Here is a 26,086-nt window from a genome sequence, read left to right as displayed (position 1 = left end):
TGCTTTCCAAGAAGCGTGGTCGGCGCTTGGCTTCTCTCCAGCACAACGGAAGCTCATATCGATACAACCTCAGACTCCAGCAAACCCAAAGACCACATCTGATGAAACGTTGATCTTCAGGGTGACGAACATCGCGAATTCCCTGTCGTAGACTCCTGCCTCCATGGCCGGAATATGGGGAACCCACCTAGACTCGGAATGCTTGTACCAGAGGATCACGAGCATATTCAGGATGGAATCGGCGTAGTACGAGACATTCTGGCGGAGATAAAGACCGTTCTCGAACGGCTTCAGTGGGAGTGAAATGGCCTGATAGCCCTGTGTGAAGCGGCCGATCCATATGCCTGAACTGTAGCTTCCGGAACCTGGACCGAGCGAATCGCTCAGAGGGAAGATCATGTAGTAGAACTCGTCGTAGGGTTGGAGGAGGGCGTTCACGTGGTCCACACTGACAATGGGATTCACCGGCGGATCGTAGGAACCGTACAGCAACCAGTAGTCTGTCCCCAGCTTCCCGAAGAACCCCACTCTGCTGTCCGAGTAATAGATGTCGTAGGTGTCAGAGCCAATCGGTTGCAGCCAGGTTATTCTGATGTTGCTCCCCACGATGCTGAGCTCTATGTTCTTGGCATTCCCCGTATGGTCGAAACCGCCGAACGGGAACTCGTCATACTTGATCATGGTCCCGGGCAGACCCAAGAATGTGAAGCTAACGTCCGATCCGAGGCTCATGAGGCAGCCATCGCCGACTTCTATGGTCCTGTCCGAATCGCCGATGCCAGGAACCCTGAGCCAGTGCTCCGCCTCCATGTACTCAATGTAGTCCGCAGCAAGGGCTGCCCGGTACTCTCCCGCCGTGTCCGTTCGGGTCGGTCCGAGATACTCGGCCCACGGGAAGTAGTCCAGGGGAACCGAGAATGTGTTGAAGCCTGCAGAGAACGTAGTCGTCCACGCGCCAGCCGTGTTGCTGGTTTCACTCACGTCGCTTTCGTCGGCATTCGTTGCCCTTATCAGATAGTAGTACTCTCCGTCATGGCTGGCCGCTCCTCCCGCTTCAGGATCCAGCCAATCTGTCGTCCCTGCCGGAGCCAGGCCATAGGCCGCAGCGGGAGACAAGTCCTGGAACCCGTTCTGGGTCTGCGACCTGAATATCAGGTAATGGTCCAGCCCGGGCCAGGGCACTTCGACCCATTTGAGACCTATGTTGCTCCCTCCATCCCAGTATGTCTCGACGTTCTTCGGTGGGGCAGCATAGTAGGTTACGGTTATGAAGACCTCGGGGAAGGGTGCTGTGGTCTGGTTGCCATCCCACTTCACATAGGCAACGCGGGAGTCGGGATAGACTCCCACAGGATTGGTGCCGATCAGATCGGACGTGATGTCGTACTCCACTTCCCAGGTTTCATTGATCGCCAGAGAACTCACATTCCATTGCATGAGCGTGAAGACGCCTCGGTTGCCCAAGTAACCTGGGAGCTTCGGAAGACCCGTAGCTGGATCCCGGAAAGAACCCGTCACAACGTGTATGTAGGAAGGCACGACGTCCTCAATCATTGGAATACTGTCGGAAACATCCAGATCCCTTCCCGCCACCCGATCAACTATTGTACCGATCTGTTGGTAGATGCCTATCAGATCTTCTGGAGTCTCAGCGAAGAAGTACTCACCCCCGGTGATTGCGGCGATGTTCTGGAGGGTGACATCATCGACGTCCGGTCCCAAACCGATTGTGTATATCACGACGTTGTTCGCTGCAGCGTTCTGAGCCTCAGTGATTGGATCTGGGCCCGAATTGCTTCTCCCATCGGTCAGAAGTATGCAAACCCAGATATGCGCTGGGTCGCCATCAGAGACGAGATCATTCCAGCATGCGTATATGCTAGTTCCAATCGCGGTTCCCCCGCCAGGAATGAGAACGCTGTCTATGTCATTCTTGATCTGCGCGTAGTCCGTGCTGAGCGGGTTCACTCGCATCGCAGAAGTGTCGAAGAATATCACCGCACCGTGATCGGGGAACTTCATGTCGTCGACATAGCTCTTCGCGCCGAGCTTTGCGAACTCGAACTTCTGCCAGTCTCCCATGCTACCGGACTTGTCTATGAGGAATATCACATCCTGCGGGACGGATCTGACGATGCCAGAGCCGTTGCCTGTAACGGTAAGCCGAACGGTGGCGACGGTTGGATAGCCAGGACCCGCATCTTCATGGTAGATCGTTGAAGGGGACACGCTTTTCATAGGCTCGATATGCGGGTATACCCTTACGAGTATGTTTGCGCTGTCCGAGGCCAGGAGGATTGACGAGGCGGTGGCCGTGACCACAATCGTCTGATAGCTTCCCACAGGAGGACTGGAGGGGATGTTCACCCCAATCTTGAACTGAAGCGATTGCTCAGGATTGAGCAGTCCAGAATCTGGAATGCCATCACCATCTCCTAGAGAGTCCAGCAGGGGAAAAATGCCATCGTCCCGTAGTATTTCAATCGTCCAGTTGTTTGGTGCGCTGGCCAGAGTTATGTCGATATAGTCCGGGATTAGCTGCTTGTTTGTCACCGTCATGTTCAGAAGTATCCGGTCTCCCACTTCCCCGTTTGCGGCATGGTCAGGGCCAAGTAGCACAAGCGGGAGTGTCGGAACCCTGTCGAAATTCCAACCCGCGTTGGCGGAGCTGAAATCATCATAGCCCTTTGAGGTTCCATTCCCCTCAGGATCTCGGGTCATTGAGAATCCCTGAGCGTGGAGAGAGCTCCACCCTGCCATGTCGACCAACTGTCCCGTCGAATCGTACAGATAGACATTATCGGCAGTGGAGCTCATGGAATCAAAGAAACCGCCATCCATTTGATACCTCAGCACGTAGTGAGGATTGGTGTCCGTGAGTGTGATTGTGCCCACGAAGAACTCCTGGTTGCAGACAATCGTGTAACCCAGGAGGTTGACGAGGCTGGTCCCTTTGTAGTAAATCTCCACGAAGGCCTCATCAGGAGCGTTCGGAAAGAACAGTATCTCGTTGAGGACGACATCGGGAGTACCATCGATGCCTGGGACGTTGTTGTCCGCTCCGAACGTCGGCGTCTCTTCTCGTACCCACTCATCGGTGTATCCCAGACCTACCATGTGCCTCGCCACAGACTCCCCTGGAAGCGGGTCGGGAACCGTCCCCATCTGGCCGAAGTCGACCTCGTCGATTAACGTCACGCTGGGATCGAATAGAAGAAGCCTGGCGCCTTGGTCGCCTATATCGATTGGAAGAATGAGATCCGCGGCGGGGCCGTCACCGATAGTTCGATACTCCAGCGCGGGTATGATCCCTAATGAGGTCAAAGAGTAGACCTGTGATGCGTCGATTTGGAGCACGTAGCCGCTCATGTCAATGGGTTGGGGCCCGTAGTTGTAGATCTCCAAAAGCTCAGCGTTGTCCGGTGCATCCTTCAGCTCCGTTATCAGGATCTGTCCAGTATCGTACGAAGAGAAGTAAATCTCGTAGAACATCCCGCTTCTGAAGTCATCCCAAGCGATGAAGACGCCGAATGTCCCGACGGCTATCACCGGGTAGGTCTGGGATGAGGAGTCATCTAAGGGGTCCCCGTTGGCATCCGTGTCATCAACACGGATATCGTTGTTGTTCGGGATCCCGTCCCCCCATGTAAGGCCTCCGTCCTCTGAATGCGAGAAGAAGACATCCTGATCTCCGACCCTATCGTCGCTCCACGTCACGTACAGGCCTCTCGGTCCAGAAGCGATGTCCGGGGCAGTGTACGATGTGGAAGAAGCGTAGTCGTCAACCTTCGTTGGCGCGGACCAAGTCAGGCCATCGTCTGCGGAATTCGAATGGCTGATCTCCTTCTCGCCCGTAGGATTCTGATAATACCAGACTGCGTGGAGAATCCCGCTAGAATCCGGTGTCACCTCAAGGAATCTTGAGATTGAGTTTAGCGGCCCGGCGAAAACCACATGAGGCGTCCAAGTGGAACCGGAGTCATTGGACCCTGCAATCCACAGCGTTATGAGACCGCTTAGGTCCTGCTCTCTCCAAGACACGAAGACATCGTCACCGAAGGTTGTCAGTGAAGAGAACGCGTTCGTCGCATCTTGTGAGGAGACCTGGACTTCAGCTCCGAAACTGATACCGCCATCTGTGGACTTCGATACGAAAATGTGTCTGTAGGAGGAATCGCGGTTGTCAAACCAAGCAATGTAGACATTGCCTGAGGAATCTACGGCCACGTCCGCCTCAAGGCATAGAACGTCCTGCGCCGCGTTGTCAATCCGCAGAGGCAACGCCCATGTCGATCCCGAATTGACAGAGTAGGTGGCGAATATGTGAACCCCCCCTGCCACGGACGACTCATGCCAGACGACGTACATCCGGTCATCGAAGGCCCCTCCACTTCTGTCAATCGCTATAGAGGGCATTCGGGCGTTAGCAGCTATGGGGGCCGAATCGATTCTCATGGACGCCTGCCAGCTTAATCCCTGGTCAGTCGACTTGGAGTGATAGATTCCATAGTAGTTGGTCCTGTCATCGGACCACACAACGTGAATCCCATCAAGACCATCAACTGCCATGTCTGGATTCCGGGAGTTGGCAGATCCATCGTCCACATTCTGGTTCGGGCGGCTGAAAGAGATCCCTAGAGTCGATACGGGGGTGTCATCGCTCGCGACAACGACGAGGCTTGTCATGAGCAGAACAATAGTAAGAACGGCGAACAACCTGCAGTAATCACGCCAAATGCTGGATGCCGCGTTCTTCATGAGTCCTCCTCCAAGGAAGATCCGCAGAACAAACAGTAGGTTCACACCTCTGTTTCTGCCCACAATGCGAATTAATGGCATGGCGTGTATATATATTTTCCCCGCCAGCCCCCAACTCAGGTTTGCCCTCGAAGTCCATAAGTATCTTCTTGTCCATGATTCCTCGAGGAGATGGAAACATGAAGAAGGAAATCCCGGCCTCGTCCGAAGATATTCGAGACATACTTCAGAAGTCGCAAACGATTGCCGTGGTGGGGATGTCTAACAAGCGGGAGAGAGCCAGCTATCAAGTGGCAATGTATCTGAAGAATGCGGGATATGACATCGTCCCCGTCAATCCTGCTTACCATGAGATCGAGGGGATGAAGAGCTATCCCGACGTCGAATCCGTACCAGGGAACGTGGATGTCGTCGACATCTTCCGAAGATCGGAGTTCGTTGAGCCTATCATCGAATCGGCAATAAGGAAGGGTGCACGGGTCGTATGGATGCAGGAGGGCGTTGTCAACCCTAAGGCTGCGGAGAGGGCGAAGGCGGCCGGACTCCGGGTCGTCATGGACAGGTGCATGATGAAGGAGCATCACATGTTGATGGCCCACGGAACAGGAGAATAGTGCCTTCACACGCGAGAAAGAAGTGGGCCCGCCGAGAATTTCAGGTCCTCGCGAAAGCAAGAGCCTTTTGAACTCGGGTTACCAGCACCCCAAGCTGGAAGGATACCAAACTACCCCACGGGCCCTGACCATGCATAAGGCCGTAGAACAAAAAGGCTTCGCATCTAGCCAAATGGCAAGACGTCGTCAATCGTGTCAGCATTCGAAAGCAGCATCCGGCGGCAACAGTAGCGGGTCAGTCCAAGAGAGTCGAGAACCTTCTGGGGATCCTCGCCCATCCCGATTTTCTTCTGATATTCTTCCCACTCAGAGGCCACGACCTTTCCGCAGCTGAAACATCTCACAGGTACTATCACAGAATCACCTATAGGACTTCTGCCTCTTCTTCCTTGCGCCCCTACCCATCGGTTTCTTGGGCATCTTCCTTCTCGGATCGCTTGCGAGCAGGGTTCTGTCCCGTTCTTTGTAGAGCAATTCCAGCTCCTTGTTCTCGAGGTACGCCACAATGCCTCTGGCGATAGCGGTCCGTGTCGCATCTGCTTGACCCATGATGCCCCCGCCCTGTACGTTGACCTCGATGTCCAGTTTCTTGATCTTGTCTCCGGCCATGACGATGGGCTCAAGAATCTTCTGGCGGGCCAATTCCGGGCTCAAGATCTCGACTGGCCTCTTGTTCACCCTGACCAAGCCCTTCCCTGGCTTGATCGTGGCCCGCGCAATCGCCTTCTTCCTCTTTCCGCTTGTCTGAATGATTTTCATTGGACCACCTAGAACTTGGCCCCGAGCTTCCTTGAGAGATCGCCGACCTTCGTGTACTGGCACCTCAGTTTCCCGAGGGCCTCCTCGATCCTCTCCAAACTCGACTCGGCATACGCGTCAGGAACGCCTATGTAGACTCTCAACCTCTTGAACGCTTCCCTTCCTCTGGGCTTCTGGTAGGGAATCATGCCTCTGATTGTTCTCGTCACGATCTTGTCCGGCATTCTCGGGAAGAAGGGACCTGACATCTGGCTACCTATGTCCCTTATCACCTTGTATTCGTTGAACACGGACACTCTGCCCCCTGAGATGACGGCGTGCTCGGCATTGACCACAACGATCTCCTCGCCTTCGAGTAGTCTCTTGGCCACAACGCTGGCAAGCCTGCCAAGCACGGAGCCAGTCGCGTCAATCACAGCCATGGTTCACCTCATTATCCTGACACCGCTTCCCTTTGGGTTCTTGTTCATTAGTTCCTCAATCGTCAGAATGACGCCACCGGAGTCCGTGATCTTTCTCCTTGCGGTCTCGGAAGAATGAAAGGAGGCCACGGTCACAGACTTATCTATGTTGCCAGAACCAAGAAGCCGGCCGGGAACGAGGATGACCTCATCCTTCTTGGCGTATCTGGATATCCTGCTGATGTTCACTTCGGCCCAGCTCCTCCGAGGCTTGCTCAGCCTGCTGGCTGTGTCCTTCCAAATGGGTGCTTTGTTCTCGTAAGAGTGCCGCTTCAGCTGCTCTATGAGTTCCAATAATCTGGGATTGGATTTCCTATTGCCAGGCATCGGATATCCTCTGAGGAGGGTCTAAAGAAGGGTCTTCATATAAACCTTTTGTCCATCTGGATTGGCGAAACCCGACATGCCAGACAACCGCTGTCTTGCACTTCGGGCTGCCCGTTGAAGACCGCTCCCGGACACAAGTGTCCGGCGCACCGAGGATCTCGGTGGCATCGGAAGTCACAAACGGGTTTCTGGGGGCGCAATATCGAAAACTATAAATATAAATGCGTACCAAGTAGTAAGACCTTCGGGTTAGTAGTCTGGTGGAGTAATGATACGTTTTGGCCCAGCGGGCATCCCCCTATCATGCAAAGGTAGAACCCTGCGAGATGGAATCGAAGACGTCCACAACCTGGGTCTCACCGCAATGGAGGTTCAGCTGGTCAGAGTGGGGCTCCTTGAGCGACATGCCACAGAGGAAGAGGTTGGCATCGCGGCCAGGGACATACCGAACGAGCTGATTGTTGAAATCGTCAGAGAGGAAGGCTCCAGGAAGAAAGTGATCGCCAAACTGGACGCCGAGGTCATGAAGGGAGACCTCCTTCGCATTCTGGCATCGGGCATAGCGAAGGACTATCACGAACTCGTGGAGCTGGGAAGACTGTCCAGGGACCTCGACATCGAGCTGAGCCTTCACACGCCCTACTACATGGATCTCATCGGAATAGAGGACATGGGCGAGAGGAGCATGAACAGCGTCAAATGGGGCGGGCTCCTTGCCAATGAGATGGGAGCGAAGGTCGTGGTGACCCATCTCGGTCTCTACGGTGACCTGACGAACAGGCAAGCGAGCATAAGGGTCAGAAAGAACCTCGACTCGATTCTCAAGTGGTTCAGGTCAAGGAGGATCAAGGCAAAACTCGGCTTGGAGTCCAGCGGAAGACAAGAGGTCTTTGGGAGTCTGAAGGAGATCATCTCCCTCTGCGAGAAGTACAAAGGTGTCATTCCCGTGCTCAACTTCTCACACATACACTCGCGGGAAGGCGGCTCGCTGAGGACTAGCGAAGATTTCCAGAAGCTCTTCGACAAGTTCAAGAAGCACGTGAGGGGGCACTTCCACACACATTTCTCCGGCGTGGAGCACGCAGACGGGAACGAGCTGAGATACACTCCGATCAAGAAGGGTGATCTGAGGTTCGAACCTCTCGCCGAATGCATACTGGACAATAACTACGACATCACACTTATCTCCGGTTCGCCACTCATGGAACATGACGCGATGTACATGAAGGTCATACTAGAGAGGGTCTTGGCCAGGAGGGTCGCGAAGATAGCCAAGGGGGAGAAGAAGTGACTAACAGGGCAACTGCATCATCGCAATACATCGCAAAGAAGATAACCGAAATCCTCGCGAACGGGGACAAAGAGACCATCGAGGAAATCATCAGACTGCTGCTGTCCTCGGACAAGGTGTTTATGTATGGTGCTGGCAGGTCCGGTCTGATAGGGAAGGCCTTCGCCATACGCCTGGTTCAGCTCGGCCTCAAAGTCTTCTTCATCGGTGAGACAACGACCCCGATCGTTGACGACACCGATGTTGCGCTGATACTCTCGAACACGGGCGAGACCATGTCGGCAATTCAGACAGCGAACATCATCAGACGAGTCGGGGCAAAGGTAATAGTGATGACCAGTAGGAAGACTTCCAAACTCGCACACGCGGCCAACCTAGTGGTCGTTCTGGATCCCGAGCCAGATGATGAGACCGCAGCTCTCGCCCCGCTTGGCACTCTGTTCGAGGATTCTGCGCTCGTTTTCTTGGACGGGATCATCGCGCGTATAATGGAGAAGAGGAAGGAAACGGAGTCCAAGATGAGAGGCAGACACGCTATCTGGGTTTGAGCTAGAGCTTCTTCCTTCCGTACGGATCTTCGTGTTCCTCCCAGTAGATCGCGAAGGGTACGGATATGCAACCCTCCCCGTGGAGTGTGAAGGCCTCAATCTGCAGCTTCAACGGGTCCAGGACAACCGCGAAGTGGAAGTCCTCCCTGAACATCCGCTGCTGCGTCTCAATATCCTTGGGCGACATGAAGCAAGTGTATCCGGGGTGGGAGTGGTACCAGCCCACAATGACATAATCGAAATCCGCCTCGTCGAGGCGATCGAAGAGCGTTTCGAACCCGTTCCTGTGGAAACTGACAGAGACGCCTGATGCCTGGAGCGCCGTCGTAACGACGTTCTTGACCACTGTGTAGGATTTCTTTGAGTGAGCGAAGACATCACCCAGAAGGAGACCCATCGCCTCGAGGTTCTGATTCCCGGAAGAGATGCTGTGATTCCTCATCTCTGCCTCGGCGGTCCTAGAGATGTACAAAGGAAGTGGCCCTGTTCCCGCGAGTGCTTCCTCGACCTCGCTCCTCTTCTCATCCTTGAGCCAGAGATGGGGGCTGGACCGATTTGACGGTGGTGGCGACCGCTCAAGGATGGCTCTCTTCCTTTCGCTCACAACGCGCGGGCGCTTCATGGATCATCCCAGAATCTTCGGCTTATTCCTGGAATCCTCAATCACATTTGGCGGGCTGTACTCGTGAGTGTTGAAGTACTGAGCTGCCCGCGTGCACGAGTCGCTACCGAAGGGGTTCGCGGGGTTGGGACTGGTCAGCAGCGTTTCGATTCCCTTGACGAACGTGAGCAGGGTCGAGTTGAAACTCCAGTCGTCCAAGAGCCTGGTGCATACGTATCCACCATCACCAGGAAGCATGATGTTGGGATGGAACACGTCTGACCTCCACTTGACGATGGGCTTCTCGTACGGATACTCCTCAGTTATCAGAATCGACAGCTTGTGTGTGAATCGATGCTTTATCGTGTCATCCTTCCAGATGGGTCCGGGGGTCTTCACGAGTGTCAGGTTGACCTCCATCGGGAAGGACTGAAGAGTCCTATCGGAGACCGAGATGGCGTGCCTGAGATTCCTTTGACACATCAGGACCTCGTTTCTCACGCGGGACCTCAGAATGTCCTTCGGCAGCCCCATGAACCGCACCTAGCCGCCCTCAGGGTCAGGTATCAGCTCGACCACGTCGCCCTCATGGATCTTCGCTTCCACAATCGTCGACTGTCCGCGCAGAACCGCCTTGCCGCGACGGAGGACATAGGCCCCAGGAGAGACCTCCCAGTAGCTAGCCGCGCTCTCGATTATCTCTTCGACTGTATTCTCGGCCTCCAACTCCATCTCGACCGAGGACCCTGTTTCCGCGTTCTTTACGCTGATTCTCGTTGTCACAATCACTCCCCCGTACAGTTATTGCCTGAGGCGTTCTTAAAGGTTTTCGGAGGGACAAAACTACTGCCCCCCATGATGTGGGCAATCAGGGTTCTTCGAGACCTCGAGGTTCTCTGAGACGTTTCTCAGGCCGTCGTAGTAGAATACATTGGACAGGACAGCCTCCGTTCTTCCGGACACAATCTTGAGGGCCTCTCTCACCTGGACCGCCGAGACTATGCTCGTTGTCGTGATCTCTGCGGCGACCTTGGGCTCGTAGAACGTGACATCTTCGCCGGTGCAGCTGAACCTGAGTTCCATGATCTTCGAGTGTGTCTTGTTCATTCCGCACTGGAGACAGGCCGTTTCCGGTGGAAGGACGACTTGCACCTTCCCGATCAGCCCGTCCATTGCCCCATCGATGTATGGTATGCCCTCATTGTAGCAGTGAGCGTTCAGATGGAGTCTTGTGGCCACGTTGTCCAGGCAGCCGAGGATCATTGAATGGGAGGAGATGAAGTCCTCAGGCATATCCTGGATTCTGTCGGTGTAGGGTGTGATCTTGACCGCTGGGTCGAGTTCCATGGCTCTTCCTGCAACAACTTCGGCTTTGAGCCGCCTCCGTTCGGAATCCTGCTCACGGAAGAACACGCATCGGGTCAGATTGGACCTGGCGACGTGGTCCATATCGACGAGACTGATTCCCGCGAAGCCCGCCAGAACCATGTCCTTCACGACTTCGTTGCCGAGAGCGCCTGCTCCGACGACGAGAACTCGAGCGGTTCTGACCGCGTCCAGGTCTATCCACGGAATCCTTCTCATTCTCTCGTGTCTGTCCCGCTCGAGAAAATCAGCATCAATGGACTCCCCCATACTGCCAGGAAGGATTCGGAGATATTAGTCCTTTTCACGTGGCGATGGTGGTTCCCGGCCAACACAACGCGCAGGAGAACCGTGGGAGGAAGCGAGAGAGAAACGTTATTAGGATATCGCCTCATTCAGAGACGACTCAGATGCCAGAAGATTTCATTGTCACGCCATGGGAGGTCAAGGGCGAGATCGACTACGACAAGCTAGTGGAAAGGTTCGGAACTCAATTGATGTCCCAAGAGATTCTGGATAGACTGGAGAAGCACGCTTCACCTCTGCACCACCTCTTGAGGAGGGGGATCTTCTATTCGCATCGCGACTTCAATCGAATCCTGGACGAGTACGAGAAGGGCAATGGCTTCTTCCTGTACACTGGTCGCGGCCCCTCGGGTCACATCCACCTGGGCCACATACTGCCTTGGATTCTCACGAAATGGCTTCAGGACAACTTCAAGGTCAAGTTCTACTTCCAGCTGACGGACGATGAGAAGTTCATGTTCGATGATGGCCTCACGAGAGAGGACACCAAGAAGTACGCTTACGAGAACATGCTGGATGTCATTGCCTTGGGATTCGATCCCAAGCTGACGAGGATATTCATGGACACTGAGCTAATTCACACGCTCTACCCGATAGCGATTGACGTCGCCAGGAGGATCAACTTCTCCAAGGTCCGCGCGGTCTTCGGCTTCGACAGCAGCCACAACATCGGAAGCATCTTCTACACGAGCATGCAGGCGGTTCCCTGTTTTCTCGAGTCGGTGCTCGAGGGCAGGAACATCGCTTGTCTGATTCCCTGCGGGATCGACCAGGACCCTCATTTCAGAATCGCCAGAGACGTCGCTCCCTTGCTCGGGTACTACAAGCCAGCACTCCTGCACAACAAGCTGCTCCCGAGCCTGGCGGGAGGAGACAAGATGTCCGCCTCGCTCCCCCACACGAGCGTGTTCACGACGGACCAACCCGATGACGTGAGGAAGAAGATAGTCAACGCCTTCACGGGCGGGCGGGTCTCCGTGGAGGAGCAGAAGAAACTTGGAGCCAATCCAGAAATCTGCACGGTCTATCACTATTACATGTATTTCTTCATGCCCGAGGACGATGAGCTGCGAGACATCTATCTCAAGTGCAAGGGCGGCGAGATCCTCTGCGGGGAATGCAAGCAAATCCTCGTCGAGAAGATCAACGGGTTCCTGAAGGAGCACCAGCAGAAGCGTGAAGAAGCCAAGGACAGAATCGAGGACTTCATACTGCGGGACTGAAAAGAATAAATCGCACGTGACCATTCGTGATTGTGATGGATGTCGATGACCTGATGGACGAACTGAGCCTCCTCGAGAAGAGGGTCCTTCTCGCGTTCGGAGATGCCAGCTCGGCCGCTCCGGATGAGCTTCTGAAGCGCGGAGGTTTCGCGGAGCTCGTCGAGGTCATGAACGCCTCCTCCTGGCTCCAGTCCAAGGGGCTCGTCACGATAAAGGAGAAGGTCATCAGCTACTACTCTCTGGCCAAGAAGCAGTGGGCGACGAAGAGCCTTCCCGAGAGGAGAGCGCTGAAGGCGCTGAGGAAAGCCAGGGGAAGGACCGACCTCGGAACGCTCCAGAAGAGGGCGCGTCTCTCACCGAAGGAGGTTCAGATCGCCATCGGATGGATGAAGAGAAAGGCGTGGGCCACGATAGAGAAGGAAGACGGTAGAACCGTTCTGATCATCACCGAGCATGGAAAGAAGGCCGTCACCGAGAAGGGCAAGGACGAGGAGCTCGTTCAGCGCCTCTCAGAGGGAGAGCTGCCTGAGAGCGATGTGGACGCCGCAACGATTGGAATGCTGCTGAGAAGGCAGGATGTGATCAAGGAGAGGGAGAGGGTCCTCCGCGAGATTACGCTCACTGACCTGGGAAAGAAGTGCATACAGAAGGGCATCAAGATAGGAGAGGAGGTCGCGCAGCTGACGCCTGAACTGTTGCAGACGGGGAAGTGGAGGGAGGTCAGCTTCAGGAAGTACGACATAGACGCCTTTGCTCCGCAGGTCTCTGGCGGGAGGAGTCATCCCCTTGTGGAGCATATCAGAAAGGTCAAGCGAATCTTCGCGGAGATGGGTTTCGAGGAGATCGAGGGCGATTTCGTTGATCTCTCCTTCTGGACCTTCGATGCGCTCTTCCAGCCCCAGGACCACCCGGCCCGGGACATGCAAGACACGTTCTACCTATCGGAGCCGAGGACGCTGCCCCTTCCACCTGAGGAGCTGGTCCAGAGGATCAAGGATATGCATGAATCGGGCGGGGACACTGCCTCGGAAGGCTGGAAGTACGAATGGGATGTCGACGAGGCCAGGAAGGCGATATTGAGGACGCATACAACAGTGAACACGCTCAGATACCTCTCAGAGCACCCGGACCCGCCGATCAAGGTCTTCTCTGTGGGCAGGGTCTTCAGGCGAGAGGCGATGGACTCGAAGCACCTTCCCGAGTTCATCCAGGTCGAGGGGATCGTCATGGAGGAGGGGGCCAATCTCGCGATGCTCATCGGCGTGCTGAAGGAGTTCTACAGGAAGATGGGATACGACAAGATCAACATCAGACCGGGCTACTTCCCATACACGGAGCCTAGCCTGGAAGTGGAGATGTACTTGGACGGGGAGTGGGTCGAGCTCGGCGGTGCCGGGATATTCAGGCCAGAAGTCACCCATCCGTTCGGTGTGAAGCATCCCGTCCTCGCATGGGGACTCGGACTCGAAAGGCTTGTCATGGCCCTGACAGACACAACCGACATGCGCACGATCTACGTGAGCGACATCGAGTGGCTAAAGAAAGCAAAACCCATATTCTGACTACACTTGGGACGTCTTGGATCTCGCTTGAAAACTGATCTTGTAGGGCATCCTCAGGATCTTCAAGACATAGCTAGCTCGATTCAAGGCTTCGAGCGTTTTCATGACGCGGCCTGAGTCATCGACGTTGAATTCCTCTTCAGATAGTGGATAGACGAGCTTGTCTCCTCGAACTCTCCAGCCGTAGGGACGTGTTGCGGAAACGACTGACCGAGGCGGTTTCGCTCCCTCAACCCTCAACTCAAGATAGGCGCCAGACATCATGATCGCAGTCATTATGAAGAGCATTCTGAGTTGTTAAGCTACTTTCGTCGAAATTATCATCCATGATAATCTGGTATACGACTCCTGACCAAACTTTTATCTCGGTGTTGTCAATACGACACTTGAGAGGACTGTTCATGAAGGAAGTTGAGGAAGAAATCGCTGACGGCGAGAGGCTGTTGGGGATGTGCGAATACGACAAGGCGCTCAAGCATTTCAACAAGGCAACGAAGATGAGTCCAGAGAACGCGAGGGCATTCTTCGGCAAGGCGGAGGCGAGCATCGGGAATCCGAAGGTCAAACCCGAGAAGATTGCCGATCTCTACAAGAAGGCGATAGATCTGGAACCTGAGAACCCTCAGTACATCGAGGCCTACGCTTCTTACTGCATGGACGCCGGGAGATTCAACGAGGCAGAGCAGTTCTACGTCAAGGCCAGCGAACTCGACCCTGACAGCGCTCCATATTACCTTTCTGAATTCGCCATTCAATACTATTCAAAGGCACCCATAATAATGGAGAGGTTTCTCGATGAGCAGACGAAGGACATGATAGCCTCGAAGTCGCTGGAGTATCTGTTAAGGGCATTGGGCATAGAGCGTGACGATGCGCTCCGACTACTGAAATAGACGTGTCCTCGTTCTCTCCTGTTCTTCGGGCTTCTGCCTCTTGGAGACGCATGCCTTGCACACGGTCATGCGGAAATCGAAGTCATCTCTGCACACGGGCTTTCCGCAGTGTGAGCACGTTTGTGTCGCGGGAGCACCGCAGATATGACATATGGATATCAGACTCAACGTGGGTGAATGGGATTGACGAAATAAAGCTTTGCGGGGAGCTATCCCCGAAGTTCTCCGAGAGTTGTCACTCTCTCGGCGAATGCGTTGTGCTTATGGATCGATTCCTCGCTCTCGCTTTTGACCTGAACCTGAACCCAGTCGGGCAAGTCCTTGAACGCCTCCAGAATGTGCGCCAGGACCCCCCTCACGACGTCCTCGACGAATCTCGGGTTCGAGTGCGCCCGCCTGACGAGCTCCGCCTCGTCCTCTCTTTTCAGTATCTCATACGTCGGGCTGCTCATCGATCTCTCCACTATCTGCACGAGATCATCTGCCTCAACGGTCATACCCTCTGGAACGTCCATCATCACGAATGTCTTGTTTCTCTGATTGTGAGTGATGGCTTGCTCCACCCTTAACCCGCTGGTGCTGCCGCTGATGGTCTCCATGGCACAGGGGCACGTGGTCATGCCAACGACCTCGACTCCGATTGATTTATTGGTTCCTGGCTCCTCACCGCTGCGGGCCTCGGCCCTGGCAACGAGCTTGTACCTCTCGAGGCTCTTCGTCCCCAGCGGGGTCTCCTTCTCCAAGAAGTAGTACGCGCTGGCCCGTGCCTCAGAGTAGGAAGCGTACTCATGCCGCTCAAGGAGTTTCCTGCATATCATCAGTGAGAGGTCCTCCAGGCCGGCGACCGGCTGCCTGACGGAGCTGTCAACGATCTCGCCGATCGCCTCCAGGTTCCTGGACATATGGCTGCCCTTCATTGAGGAGGGCAGGTCAACAAAAACATCAAGGTCGACGGTGAGTGTTGTCGCTCTATCTGGTCTCCTCACTCTCACGGGCTTCTTGACGTCCGTAACGCCGACACGAGTGAGGATGAACTTATTATCGGACCGTTCGCTCTGAATATCTCTGGAGGCCATTGTCTCCCCCGCAACTATGACTGCCTCCCTTAAATTATTTCTCACTGATTCTCTCCTTTCTGGCCTTTATTGGTTCCCTGACGTAGAGCAGGATCAACGTCAGAGTGATGAACCCGAGGATTGCTGGGATGATGAATGGGACTCCCTCCCCTGGCAGGACGAAAGGAGGGATTCCGAAGAAACGTCCTTCAAAGGCCATATAGACGGCCCCGCCTATCGGGGCGCCGATTATCGCCCCCACGTTGAACATCGTCTGCATCATACCTATCAATCTCCCTCGGACGGCGGCAGGGATTATGTCCGCCTGCAAGGCTCTCAGTGCAGGCTGGCTGATCTGGAATGCGAAGAAACGGAACGCCAGCACTCCACTGATGGCCACAAGGCCGTAGAGATAGGGATCCGCGAGTGAGCTTGCCCTTCCTAACGCCCGCAATGGCAGAAGCCCCACGAATGGAAGCATCAACATTGAGAGTCTGGCCAGATATCCGCCCAGAAGAAGAACGGGTTTTCGTCCAACCCTGTCCGCCTGCCTTCCGGCAGGGATGTTCGCAATCATCCCAATCGCACCAGTGAGCCCGATTATTATGCCAATCAGATACTCTTCGATATTGATGACGTCCTTCATGAAGAGAATCGTGATGAAACTCAGTATGCCCATGCTGAAACCATTGACCAGCGCATTGAGGTAGAGAATCCTGAGCTCGGAAGATGTCCTCGAGTCCAGGACGGCCCTACGCTTTTTCCTTGAACTCCTGTCCTCCTTCTTGCGCTTCTCTGGCTTGATTACATCCTCAACTGTGGCGAAGAAGAGGCCCGCCGCGATGAGAGACAGAATCGCGAGGACGTAGAAGGGAAACCGATAGCTGGAGAGCGTATCCAGGCCGAGGACATTCTGCCCCATGAAAAGGAGCAGTCCGCCGATGAGGGGGCCAAGAACCCAGCCCGCATTGGACGCGAATATGTACACACCCATCGCCCGTCCCCGTTGCCTCCCCGGCACGGAGTCCACTAGCAGAGCTTCGCCTACCGGCCAGACCATTGCGGACGCAACACCCTGAAAGGCACGGACGAAAATCAGACCGACCCAGTCCCCTGGAAGAGTGAAGAAGAAGGCGAGAAAGGCATACATCACGGCCCCCACGCCGATTATCCGCTTCCTGCCAATCCTGTCCGAGAGATTGCCGAACGGAGTGGCCAGGAGAGCGCGAGTTACCATGAAAGAGGACAGGAGGATTCCGATGGCGATGGCATCGGCGCCGAGGAACTCGGCATAGAAGGGCAGAAACGGTGCGATCAGCCCGAACCCGAGGCTGATGAGGAAGGCGAGCGTTGACAGAACATAGAGGTTGACTTTCCTCTGCCTTCTCCCAACAGAAGTAGATGTGGGCACTGCGAGGAGCATGTCCAATCGTGTATAAAAGCCCGATTTGGTGGGCGCTTCTCAGGCTACTCCCCGACCATCTGTATGATGAGCTTCCGGTTCCTCCGCTTGTTGTCGAGCTCCACGAACACTATCTGCTGCCAGGTCCCCAGGAGCAAGTCCCCATCCACGAAGGGCACTGTCAGGCTGGGTTTCAAGAACGCAGCCCGAACGTGGCTGTGCCCGTTGCCATCATGCCACATCTGCTCGTGTCCGTATTCCATGTTCTTCGGGAAGAGCCTCTCCAGGGCATCGGGTATATCTCTCAGAAGGCCGGGCTCATACTCGATCGTTGTGACGGTGCTCGTGGAACTCCTCGTGAAGACGCAGGCTATCCCGCTGTTCATCCCGCAATCGGAAACGACTCGCCTGACGTCGTCCGTCACATCAATAATGTCTACCTCGCCCTGCGTACTGAGCTCAACTGACCCTGTAACTACTGTCAGATCATCACCAAGCTGGCATGGGCTGGAGAGATAAAACTGTGTCGCTCGCTAGTCGGTGTCGAAGGTGTTGAACTCTTCCGGATATGACTGGATTTCCCCCTGGGCCTCGAGCGGAGGGAGAGGGGATAATCTTCCCTCTCCCGATTCCTGAACGTCAACGGCCACCTGAATGTTCCTTGCCATCGCCACGACCTCGTCTTCGAGCACTGTCAGGAAGGTCCTCGATATCCTCTCTACAACGCAATCTATCAAGCCGGCAATCACACCGTTCAGAACGGAGAACGCCCCGGTTAGCGGTACGTCAGCTCCGAACTTGAGAAGCGAGTCATTCTCCAGCACAATCGTGGAGTCCGAGGCAGCCCGCAGCTCCCGCAAACCCTTCTCGGCGGCGGAGTTTCGGCCCTCCACGGAGAAAGGCATCACAGGGATCGAGATGACCACCGCGCCGGACTCGCGAATGATTCCGGAGACTTCGGGAGCGCAGCCGGTTCCTATGCCTCCGCCCAACCCGACAATGACGAATGCAATGTCCGCTCTGATCGCAGAAGAGATGCTATCCTTGGCGGCACGAGCGAGGCCCTTTCCCACTTCGGGAACGCCCTTCGCGCCTCTGGAATGCTCCGGACCCTTCCCTAAGCGGATCTTGACGTCGGATACGACGCTGCCGAGACTCTCCTCATCGGAGTTTATGGCGACTGTCTCCAATCCTTGCCCGGACCGTTCCCGAACCTGGCCGGCGATGTTGCATCCCGCACCGCCGCACCCCACGATGACGATTCGGGGCTCTGGTAGGTCTGTTGAGAGTATTCCCATGACGTGGTCCACGATTTCCTGTTCCGCTTCTGCGCTCATTGGTTGCCTCCAAAGGTGTTCGCACGGAAATCTGTGTCCCGAAGGTTTGCATCCCATCCCTTCAGTGAGCAGTGCTTTACGGCCCTCGCCGTTCCCATCTTTTGGCTAGCGTTAGAGTCGCACAGACTTCCGCGCTTTGCACGTCCTTTGTCTATCGTTCGAGAAGTTCTCTTTTTTCGCCGAAGTCAACAGAGACCTCCTTCCCAGAGGCCACTCCCATCGTCTCATTGTGTTTGCCGAGCCTCATCACGTTCTCTGGGGAGAGGAATTCCTCGATGCATCTGAGAACCGCATATTCCCGAGAAAGGAAATAGCCGTCCCTGATCATTGCATCGATGTATCCTAGGTACTTCGCTGGTATCTTCACCGATATCTCTTCCTGGGTCTTCTCTGTGTGGTCAATGAAGGCCTCTACAGCAACCCTCAGGAACTGGGATCGGTTCGAGAATTCCTTGCTCTTCTGCAGAAAAGAATCCATCCTATCCAGGTTGTCTTTCTCCAGTCTGAGAGTCACGCGCTCGTTGATTTCCTTCATTGAGCCACCGCCTGCTCTCGAGGATGTATGACTTGGGTCATACAGTTCGAGAACATAAGGACGTGTTAGAGACCGTATCTGCAGAACGGTATTTAATAATATCGTGAGATGTCTTATCCCGTAGGACAAGGCGAAAGCCTTTTTTCCGCCCTAGGATTAGTGGGTGAGAACCGACATGAAAACCGACGAACAGCTAGCCATGGAGTCGAAGTGGCAGAAGAAGTGGGAGGAGTCCGGAGCTTTTGAGGCCGATGCCCGCGAAGGGCAGCCGAAGTTCTTCCTGAACGTTCCATACCCCTACATGAACGGATACCTCCATCTGGGATTCGGAGTCACTTTTCTGCACGCGGAGATCCTGGCTAGGCACTTGCGGATGAGAGGGTACAACGTGCTCATGCCGCAAGCATTCCACTGCACGGGTCTGCCGATTGTCGCGGCGGCCAACAGGATCTCCGAAGGAGAGGAGATGCAGTTCGGGATCATGAGAGACATGGGCATCCCGCAGGACGAGATCATAAGGTTCAATGACCCCGTCCACTGGACGCAGTACTTCCCGCCGCAGGCAATGATCGACCTGAAGAGCCTTGGGGCGTCCGTTGACTGGAGAAGGTCGTTCATCACCACTCGCCTGAATCCCTTCTACGACAGTTTCGTCAAATGGCAGTTCAGAAGGCTGAAGGACAATGGTTTCCTGCGCCTCGGAGAACATCCGGTCATCTGGTGTCCAAAGGACGAGGCCCCAGTGGGCGACCATGACAGACTCGAGGGAGAGGGCGAAACCCCCGCTGAGTTCGTTCTTCTGAAGTTCCCGACCGATGGGAAGTTCCTCTTGGCCGCGACGCTGAGGCCCGAGACGGTCTACGGACAGACGAACCTCTGGGTGGATCCTGACATCGAGTACAAGGAGGTGCGGGTCGGGTCCGAGATATGGGTGGTCAGCGAGGAAGCCGCGGGAAAGCTTGCGGAGCAGAAGAAGGACGTCGAGGTCGTGGGTTCTGTGAGCGGCAGGGACTTCGTGGGGAAGACTGTCAGAGCACCTGTGATCGGATCGGAGATACCGGTCCTTCCATCGAAGTTCATAGACCAGGCGAAGGGCACGGGGATAGTGACGAGCGTGCCCTCGGACGCCCCCGACGACTGGATAGCGCTCAAGGACCTGCAGGAGGATGAGGAGACCCTGGCCGAGTTCGATTTGGATCCCGATGAGATCAAGAACATAGCGCCGATCGCGATCATCACGTCCGAAGGATGGGGGCCACTTCCAGCGGTGGAGATCGTGGACCGCATGGGGATAGAGAACCAGATGGAGAGGGATAAGCTCGAGAAGGCGAAGGACGAGATCTACAGGACGGGCTACTACACAGGGGTCATGAACGAGGATTGCGGGGACATCTCTGGAATGAAAGTCGAGGAGGCAAAAGACGCAATCAAGCGGAAGATGATCGAGGCGGGTGAGGCCGACATCCTGTACGAGCCCAGCGGGGAGGTCATTTGCCGCTGCCTGACGCCAGCCGTCGTCAAGCTCGTTCGCGATCAGTGGTTTCTGGACTACGGGGATCCAGAGTGGAAGAAGCTCACCTACGAAGCCCTGGAGAAGATGAAGCTGCTCCCGGAAATCTCGAGAAGGCAATTCGAGTACGTCGTGGACTGGTTGCGAGAGTGGGCGTGCGCACACCATCACGGACTTGGCACGTCCCTTCCATGGGACGAGAGCTGGGTGATCGAGTCGCTTTCCGACTCCACGATCTACATGTCATACTACACGTTCTGCCACCTGCTCCCTGAGGGGAGCGCTGACAAGGTCGATGACGACTTCTTTGACTACGTCCTGTTCGAAAGCGGGGACGCAAAGTCGGTTGCGGAGAAGACGGGGATCGATGTGGAAACGCTGGATGCCATGAGGAATGAGTTCCTCTACTGGTATCCCTTCGATCTCAGGAACTCGGGCAAGGACCTGGTTCAGAACCACCTCGTGTTCTGTATATTCAACCATGTCGCGATCTTCCCGCAGGAGAGCTGGCCAAGAGCCTTCGGAGTGAACGGGTTCGTGAAGCTGGAAGGACAGAAGATGTCGAAGTCCCACGGGAGAGTGACATACATAAGGCACGCGATAAAGGCCTGGGGCGCCGATGTGACACGAATCACGCTCGCGCAGGGAGGCGAAGGTCTTGATGACCCCTCCTTCGATGTGGATTTCGCCGATTCCATCGGAAGGAAGCTCCGGCAGTGGATGAGGTTCGCGCTCAGTGACCATGAGACTCGCGGTGACGTGCAACCGATTGACAGATGGTTCAGATCGCTAATGAACAGGGCTATGGGGAGATACAACGAGGCCATGAAACTCCTCAACCTGAGGACTGCGTTGAAACACGCGTATTTCGATCTTCAGGGTGACTGGAACTGGTATCTCAGGAGGTGCAACGACATCCCCAACTCGGAGCTTCTGGCGGACTTCGTTGAGCTGCAGACAATGCTTCTTGCCCCCTTCGTTCCACACGTGTGCGAAGAGATATGGGAAGGGCTCGGAAAGGAGGGTTTCGTATCGCTCGCCAGACTCCCTGAGACTGATGAAGACAGCATCAAGGTGGAACTGGAGGCGTCCGAGAAGTTCTTCCGGAACACGCTGGATGATGTGAGGCAGATCTCCAGGGCGACCGGCATGACCCCCGCGCGGCTTGTGTTCTACACTCATCCGGAATGGATGGCAAACATGTTTGAGACGGCGGTCGGGCTGAGGAAGGAAGGCAGGCTCGAAGTCGGAGTCCTGATGAAAGAGGCCATGAAGGATGACCTCGTGAGGGCAAGTTCGAAGCAGGCCTCCAAGTGGGCGCCCAAGCTTGTGGACCAGGTCACCAAGATGAAGCCATCCGACATCGAGATGTTCTCTCAATGCATCGATGAGAAGAACTACTTGGAGGAGTCGAAGGACTTCCTGGAAAGGGAGTTCAAGTGCGAGGTCTCGATATTCACCGCGGATGACCCGGAACGACACGATCCCGGGTCAAGGGCCGCGGGGGCAAGGCCCTGGCGCCCCGCAATCTTCATCGAATAAGGATAATATAGTGAGTGCGCTCTCAGTCACCAGATGGGCCTGTAGCTTAGCTAGGTTGAGCGATCGGCTCTTAACCGATAGGTCAAGGGTTCGAATCCCTTCAGGCCCGTACTAATTGCGGTACGAAACCATTATATTGGGGTTAACTGATAGTCTCATCATGACGAAGCGGAAGGGAAGAGGAACTGCCTATAAGCCGCTACTCGAAGACAAAGAGGTCAAGCGCTGGTATGACAACGTGGCAAGAGGTTCCATCGTGACTGCTGATGTCTATTTGCGTCGATTGGGCAACTTCTGCAGAGGTCACAAGCTTACGCCAAGAAAGTTCGCTGCAGAATCGGAGAAGGAACTCTACAAGGTTCTTTTGGACTACGTGACCGAGTTGGAGGACAAGGAACTGACAGGTTCATACATAACGTCGATACTGAAGGCACTCAGATCCTGGCTTGGCCACAACGACAAGGTCATACAGAAGAAGATCAAGGTCAGAGACTCTGGGATTCATCCTACATTGAAGGACGAGAGAGTGCCAACTCCTCAGGAACTCAAAGGGATCTTTCTTTCTGGAGACAAGAAGACCAGGGTCATGTGTGCTCTGGTGGCACATTCAGGATTGAGGATACAGACACTGGGCAGCTACACAGGAGACGATGGACTTGTCGTTGGTGATCTTCCTGAGATGAAGGTAAAGGGCGATTCGATTGCTTTCGAAAAGACACCGACCATAGTCGTGGTCAGGCATGAACTGAGCAAGGCTGGACAGAGGTACTTCTCATTCCTGTCCGAAGAGGGTTGCGAATATCTGAAGGATTACCTTGAGGAGAGACTCCGCAATGGAGAGAAGATGAAGATGGATTCTCCCATTCTCACGCCCAAAACTGCCAAGAAGCCTTTCATATCAACGACCAAAGTCTCACACGCGATTAGGGGAGCCATAAGGAAATCTGGCTTTCAATGGCGGCCCTACGTTCTCCGATCCTATTTCGACACACAGCTCATGCTTGCAGAATCGAAGGGGTGTGTCCTCCGTGATTACCGAACTTTTTGGATGGGGCATGTGGGAGACATTGAGCATAGGTACACCACTAACAAGGCCAAACTGCCTGTTCAGGTCGTTGAGGATATGAGGGAAGCCTACAGTAGGAGCCAGGAATTCCTGCAGACAAAGGTCCCCGAACTTCCCAAAGAGGAAGAGCTGAAACGAATATTCCGCACAGAGCTGTTGCGCATGTCTGGGTTCACTGAGGAGGAGATAGAGAAGGACTCGCTCTGCAACATCTCAGATGAGGAACTGAGAGACATCATCAGGAACCGTCTGGTCGGGGCCAATCCAAACAACAATCATCAGAAGGTCGTAGGGATGGATCAAATCGAAAGATATGTCACTGAAGGATGGGAATTCGTGACGGCTCTCCCTAACAACAAAGTCATCCTCCGATATCCCTCTTGAAAAGGTGAAGCCAGATATCTAGCTTTGCCAGAAATTCCTCAGCTGTAAGCTTCTCATTCTCCGCCATGAGAACCTCTCGAAGAACGGATGATGAAGGAAGTTTTTCTGAAGCAAAGCGACGCAGGCTCGAGGTCTTGATGATTCTATTCTCGGGTGAGGGTTGGCTACCCTCATTCTCATTGTAGGTGACTTCGGTTTCAGCCTTTGACACAATGACTTCCCTCTTTGGAGTCTCTTCTCGGACTCTCGATTGATCCTCGATCTCGCTCGTCTCAATGAATGCACGTCTTATTGGCACGCGTTTGCGTGCCTTTCTAGCTCTTCTTATTTGAATGGTATGAGAGGTCATCTGTGCCTGTGAAGCCCTTCTGGAACGCGATTCCAGGGGCTTAGGGGCCGAGTTGGAAGCTACCCCCGGGTCCATAGTGTTAGTGCGTCCCGAATCTCCTTTGCGTACTCGCGCCTTCCTGACAATAGTCGTCTCATCTCCCGTTCGAGACCTCCTCTTACGGGCATCATTCGATTCGTTCATTCTCAGGCACCTTGCCATTGGCTACGTTCAAGGCTCATTTCATATCCAACCTCGTCGTTCCTTGCGCTCCTTCACTTCTCTCCCCTTCTCCCTCAGTGCCCTGGAGGAACTCAACTATCTCTAGCGAACTCATAGGCTACTCCTCATCATCATGATCCTCATCCTCAGACTCATCGTAGAAGTAACACCCGGGTTCATCGCATCTTTCGCAGTCACGATCACAATCTACACCGGACACACAACGGTCTTCGCAACTGAATCCTCTGCAGTATCTCGTATCGCAACGTTCCAAGGTCAGGCGGCATCGGATTTCGCAGTCATCGAAGTATGGGCAGGTCTTGCAGCGTCCAAATCTCCGGCACCTCTCATCGCAGAGGAAAAACCGACATCCTTTGCAGATGCCATCACAATATCTCGAGACACAGTGACTCTTGAAGCATTTCTTGCACGCTATCTTCTTTGAGACACCCTCACACGTTTCCTCGACTTCGGTTGCCTCATCCTCCTCTTCCGAGTCTTCATTCTCATCATCCAGATCCTCTTCTCCATCAATCTCTTCTTCTACATATTCCACGTCGACCGTTGACTCTTCTTCTGGTTGTTCGTCAGTGCCATCGTCCTCATAGCTTCTTTCATCCTCTTCTTCTGCAGTCCTTTCAGCTTCTCGACTCGTTGACCTCTCTGCATTCTCAATCAAAGCATTGGTCACGCAGGTCCTACACTCGTCTGTTCTCTTGTTCTCTCTCCTGCAAACGTCTCTACATCTCGGACTGCAGAAGGTTTTGTTACAATAGCTACCTAGCTCAACCAAGCTGTTCTCGACCCTTCGGTCACAGTTGCAGCAGACCTTGGATTCTGGGCAAATATGATCCCGATAGCAGCTCCTTCCGTAGTCGTCGCAAAGAGTCTTTCCACAAAAATCACACCTCGCCAGAGATTTCGATGGCTCTCTGCATCGCTCACAGAGGCGTCCCGATTCTGACTCGTCTTGAACTGTGCTTCGAACCCCAGCTTCTTGCGGGGACGTTTCTTCATCGTGAAACCTGATGCTCTTGCTCCTGAGGGAGGAGTGGGCTTTGAGAGAGCTCGTCTCTCCAACGTGGCCTGTCTTGTCCTCCTCAGCAGGTCTCTTTGCATGTACCTTTGGAGCCTCTTGTCTATGCACTTCCTTTTTCTTCGTTCCATCTCGGAGTCCACGACGAGGCGTAATCAAGGCCTTCGATGAGAACGCAGATGGAGTGCGGGACTGCGGAGTCTCGTCTTCCTTCTCAGGAATGACGACAGTCTCCCAGTGCTTCAACGCAGGTTTCGTCGTCAAAATGGAGAATGACCCGTGACCATGCCTGGCCAACTCCCGACGGGTCGGGGGATGATCCAAGGTCTCAATGAACTTCAATCTGCCCGAAACATCTCTCTGCCTGATGAGCCACTTCTGGTTCTCCAAGTTCGAGAGCTTGGGCCGCTCGGAGCCTCTCTTCCCACTCGAGTAGCGACCCCTTCCGTCTTGGAGGATTCCTAGGATAAGCAAAGGCAGTTTCACGAGGACACCAAGCCCCAAGCCTCGGTGAAAAAGCCCTTGGAGCCAGCCAAGGCTCGAACCAAGCCGAGGGAGCCTTGGTGCTTTCTCTTCTTCCTTTACGGTCCTCGCTACGTTTGAGGAGGCTTCACGATAATCCGTTGATGCGTTGTTCTTCACGCTATGCATTATATCTCTTCATCGACATTTAGAGTCTGAAAGTGCAAACGATGTGACAAACGACTGCACTAGTGAAGCAAATCGAAATCCTGTTAACAGTTATTCACCGATGAAGTCAAGGAAACACTTAAGCGCGAAATGGATTATCCTTCTGAGGTTGTATCATGCAACACACGCTCTCCGAACTCGAACCCACTGCCAAGGAGAAGACAGTGCTGGAATACTTCTTGCGAAATCAGAATCGGTTGTCCTACCCGGCGAGGATTGAGAAAGACTTGAAGAAGGGCATAAGTAGAAACTGGGCCGGGAAGGTCTGTGA

General features: G+C 54.5%; 24 protein-coding genes and 2 tRNA genes. 9 read left to right on the top strand and 17 right to left on the bottom strand.

Annotated elements, in window-relative coordinates; translation table 11 throughout:
• Positions 1 to 69 precede the first annotated feature (69 nt).
• Positions 70 to 4,758 carry a VWA domain-containing protein gene (locus tag LN415_01125; GenBank protein ID MCJ2555697.1) on the bottom strand — a complete coding sequence of 1,563 codons (4,689 nt, stop codon included), beginning with the start codon at positions 4,756 to 4,758 and terminating at the stop codon, positions 70 to 72.
• A gap of 179 nt (positions 4,759 to 4,937) precedes the next feature.
• Between LN415_01125 and LN415_01120 the strand changes: the two genes are divergently transcribed.
• On the top strand, positions 4,938 to 5,372 hold the full coding sequence (locus tag LN415_01120; GenBank protein MCJ2555696.1) for a CoA-binding protein: 435 nt from the start codon (positions 4,938 to 4,940) through the stop codon (positions 5,370 to 5,372).
• A 23-nt stretch (positions 5,373 to 5,395) separates the two neighbouring features.
• Here the strand turns inward: LN415_01120 and LN415_01115 are convergent.
• From LN415_01115 to LN415_01095, 5 genes are all read right to left on the bottom strand, one after another.
• Positions 5,396 to 5,497: transfer RNA gene (locus tag LN415_01115), tRNA-Pro, on the bottom strand.
• A 39-nt stretch (positions 5,498 to 5,536) separates the two neighbouring features.
• Positions 5,537 to 5,725, bottom strand: coding sequence for a DNA-directed RNA polymerase subunit N (locus tag LN415_01110; protein MCJ2555695.1), 189 nt, complete (start codon positions 5,723 to 5,725; stop codon positions 5,537 to 5,539).
• 7 nt (positions 5,726 to 5,732) lie between these two features.
• Positions 5,733 to 6,131: a 30S ribosomal protein S9 gene (locus LN415_01105; protein ID MCJ2555694.1), complete on the bottom strand. Its 399-nt coding sequence runs from the start codon at positions 6,129 to 6,131 to the stop codon at positions 5,733 to 5,735.
• Positions 6,132 to 6,139: 8 nt separating this feature from the next.
• Positions 6,140 to 6,553 carry a 50S ribosomal protein L13 gene (locus LN415_01100; protein ID MCJ2555693.1) on the bottom strand — a complete coding sequence of 138 codons (414 nt, stop codon included), beginning with the start codon at positions 6,551 to 6,553 and terminating at the stop codon, positions 6,140 to 6,142.
• Positions 6,554 to 6,556: 3 nt separating this feature from the next.
• Positions 6,557 to 6,919, bottom strand: a complete 363-nt coding sequence (locus LN415_01095; GenBank protein MCJ2555692.1) for a 50S ribosomal protein L18e — start codon at positions 6,917 to 6,919, stop codon at positions 6,557 to 6,559.
• 268 nt (positions 6,920 to 7,187) lie between these two features.
• On the opposite strand from LN415_01095, the gene LN415_01090 reads away from it, so the two are divergent.
• A complete protein-coding gene (locus LN415_01090) occupies positions 7,188 to 8,210 on the top strand; it encodes a TIM barrel protein (GenBank protein MCJ2555691.1) in 1,023 nt (340 codons plus the stop codon).
• Entirely contained in the window at positions 8,207 to 8,758 is a 552-nt protein-coding gene (locus LN415_01085; protein MCJ2555690.1) for an SIS domain-containing protein, read from the top strand. The genes LN415_01090 and LN415_01085 overlap by 4 nt, the downstream gene beginning before the upstream one ends.
• Before the next feature lies 1 nt (position 8,759).
• Here LN415_01085 and LN415_01080 read toward each other — a convergent pair whose 3' ends face one another.
• Genes LN415_01080 through LN415_01065 form a run of 4 tightly spaced genes read right to left on the bottom strand, consistent with a single transcriptional unit; the run spans position 8,760 to position 10,943 of the window.
• Entirely contained in the window at positions 8,760 to 9,380 is a 621-nt protein-coding gene (locus LN415_01080) for a hypothetical protein (protein MCJ2555689.1), read from the bottom strand.
• A 3-nt stretch (positions 9,381 to 9,383) separates the two neighbouring features.
• Positions 9,384 to 9,893, bottom strand: a complete 510-nt coding sequence (locus tag LN415_01075; GenBank protein MCJ2555688.1) for a hypothetical protein — start codon at positions 9,891 to 9,893, stop codon at positions 9,384 to 9,386.
• A gap of 9 nt (positions 9,894 to 9,902) precedes the next feature.
• Entirely contained in the window at positions 9,903 to 10,142 is a 240-nt protein-coding gene (locus tag LN415_01070; protein MCJ2555687.1) for a hypothetical protein, read from the bottom strand.
• 60 nt (positions 10,143 to 10,202) lie between these two features.
• On the bottom strand, positions 10,203 to 10,943 hold the full coding sequence (locus tag LN415_01065) for a ThiF family adenylyltransferase (protein ID MCJ2555686.1): 741 nt from the start codon (positions 10,941 to 10,943) through the stop codon (positions 10,203 to 10,205).
• Positions 10,944 to 11,134: 191 nt separating this feature from the next.
• On the opposite strand from LN415_01065, the gene LN415_01060 reads away from it, so the two are divergent.
• The 3 genes from LN415_01060 to LN415_01050 all read left to right on the top strand — a co-directional run bounded on the left by LN415_01060 (position 11,135) and on the right by LN415_01050 (position 14,708).
• On the top strand, positions 11,135 to 12,253 hold the full coding sequence (locus LN415_01060; GenBank protein ID MCJ2555685.1) for a tryptophan--tRNA ligase: 1,119 nt from the start codon (positions 11,135 to 11,137) through the stop codon (positions 12,251 to 12,253).
• 35 nt (positions 12,254 to 12,288) lie between these two features.
• On the top strand, positions 12,289 to 13,815 hold the full coding sequence (locus tag LN415_01055) for a phenylalanine--tRNA ligase subunit alpha (GenBank protein MCJ2555684.1): 1,527 nt from the start codon (positions 12,289 to 12,291) through the stop codon (positions 13,813 to 13,815).
• 401 nt (positions 13,816 to 14,216) lie between these two features.
• Positions 14,217 to 14,708 (top strand): hypothetical protein, encoded by a 492-nt coding sequence (locus LN415_01050; GenBank protein ID MCJ2555683.1) that lies wholly within the window; start codon positions 14,217 to 14,219, stop codon positions 14,706 to 14,708.
• A gap of 209 nt (positions 14,709 to 14,917) precedes the next feature.
• On the opposite strand, the gene mptA is transcribed toward LN415_01050, so the two are convergent.
• From mptA to LN415_01025, 5 genes are all read right to left on the bottom strand, one after another.
• Positions 14,918 to 15,784 (bottom strand): GTP cyclohydrolase MptA, encoded by an 867-nt coding sequence (gene mptA / locus LN415_01045; protein ID MCJ2555682.1) that lies wholly within the window; start codon positions 15,782 to 15,784, stop codon positions 14,918 to 14,920.
• Between the two features lie 34 nt (positions 15,785 to 15,818).
• Entirely contained in the window at positions 15,819 to 17,186 is a 1,368-nt protein-coding gene (locus tag LN415_01040) for an MFS transporter (GenBank protein MCJ2555681.1), read from the bottom strand.
• A gap of 44 nt (positions 17,187 to 17,230) precedes the next feature.
• Positions 17,231 to 17,650, bottom strand: a complete 420-nt coding sequence (locus LN415_01035; protein ID MCJ2555680.1) for a secondary thiamine-phosphate synthase enzyme YjbQ — start codon at positions 17,648 to 17,650, stop codon at positions 17,231 to 17,233.
• Positions 17,651 to 17,698: 48 nt separating this feature from the next.
• Positions 17,699 to 18,502 carry a hypothetical protein gene (locus LN415_01030; GenBank protein MCJ2555679.1) on the bottom strand — a complete coding sequence of 268 codons (804 nt, stop codon included), beginning with the start codon at positions 18,500 to 18,502 and terminating at the stop codon, positions 17,699 to 17,701.
• A 151-nt stretch (positions 18,503 to 18,653) separates the two neighbouring features.
• Positions 18,654 to 19,037 (bottom strand): ribbon-helix-helix domain-containing protein, encoded by a 384-nt coding sequence (locus tag LN415_01025; GenBank protein ID MCJ2555678.1) that lies wholly within the window; start codon positions 19,035 to 19,037, stop codon positions 18,654 to 18,656.
• A gap of 175 nt (positions 19,038 to 19,212) precedes the next feature.
• Between LN415_01025 and leuS the strand changes: the two genes are divergently transcribed.
• The 3 genes from leuS to LN415_01010 all read left to right on the top strand — a co-directional run bounded on the left by leuS (position 19,213) and on the right by LN415_01010 (position 23,539).
• The gene (gene leuS / locus LN415_01020) at positions 19,213 to 22,089 is read left to right on the top strand and encodes a leucine--tRNA ligase (protein ID MCJ2555677.1); all 2,877 of its coding nucleotides are present in this window, start codon (positions 19,213 to 19,215) and stop codon (positions 22,087 to 22,089) included.
• A 35-nt stretch (positions 22,090 to 22,124) separates the two neighbouring features.
• Positions 22,125 to 22,198 (top strand) — tRNA-Lys (locus tag LN415_01015).
• A 402-nt stretch (positions 22,199 to 22,600) separates the two neighbouring features.
• A complete protein-coding gene (locus LN415_01010; GenBank protein MCJ2555676.1) occupies positions 22,601 to 23,539 on the top strand; it encodes a site-specific integrase in 939 nt (312 codons plus the stop codon).
• On the opposite strand, the gene LN415_01005 is transcribed toward LN415_01010, so the two are convergent.
• Complete coding sequence (locus tag LN415_01005) at positions 23,517 to 24,071, bottom strand: hypothetical protein (GenBank protein ID MCJ2555675.1); 555 nt, start codon at positions 24,069 to 24,071, stop codon at positions 23,517 to 23,519. The two genes, LN415_01010 and LN415_01005, sit on opposite strands and share 23 nt — an antisense overlap.
• 136 nt (positions 24,072 to 24,207) lie before the next feature.
• Positions 24,208 to 25,776, bottom strand: coding sequence for a hypothetical protein (locus LN415_01000; GenBank protein ID MCJ2555674.1), 1,569 nt, complete (start codon positions 25,774 to 25,776; stop codon positions 24,208 to 24,210).
• Between the last annotated feature and the right edge of the window lie 310 nt (positions 25,777 to 26,086).

The sequence above is a fragment of the Candidatus Thermoplasmatota archaeon genome (genome assembly GCA_022848865.1).
In the GTDB taxonomy this organism is placed as follows: Archaea; Thermoplasmatota; Thermoplasmata; order RBG-16-68-12; family JAGMCJ01; genus JAGMCJ01.
Note: the sequence above shows the minus strand (reverse complement) of the source record. Positions and strands in the feature narration are given on the sequence as shown.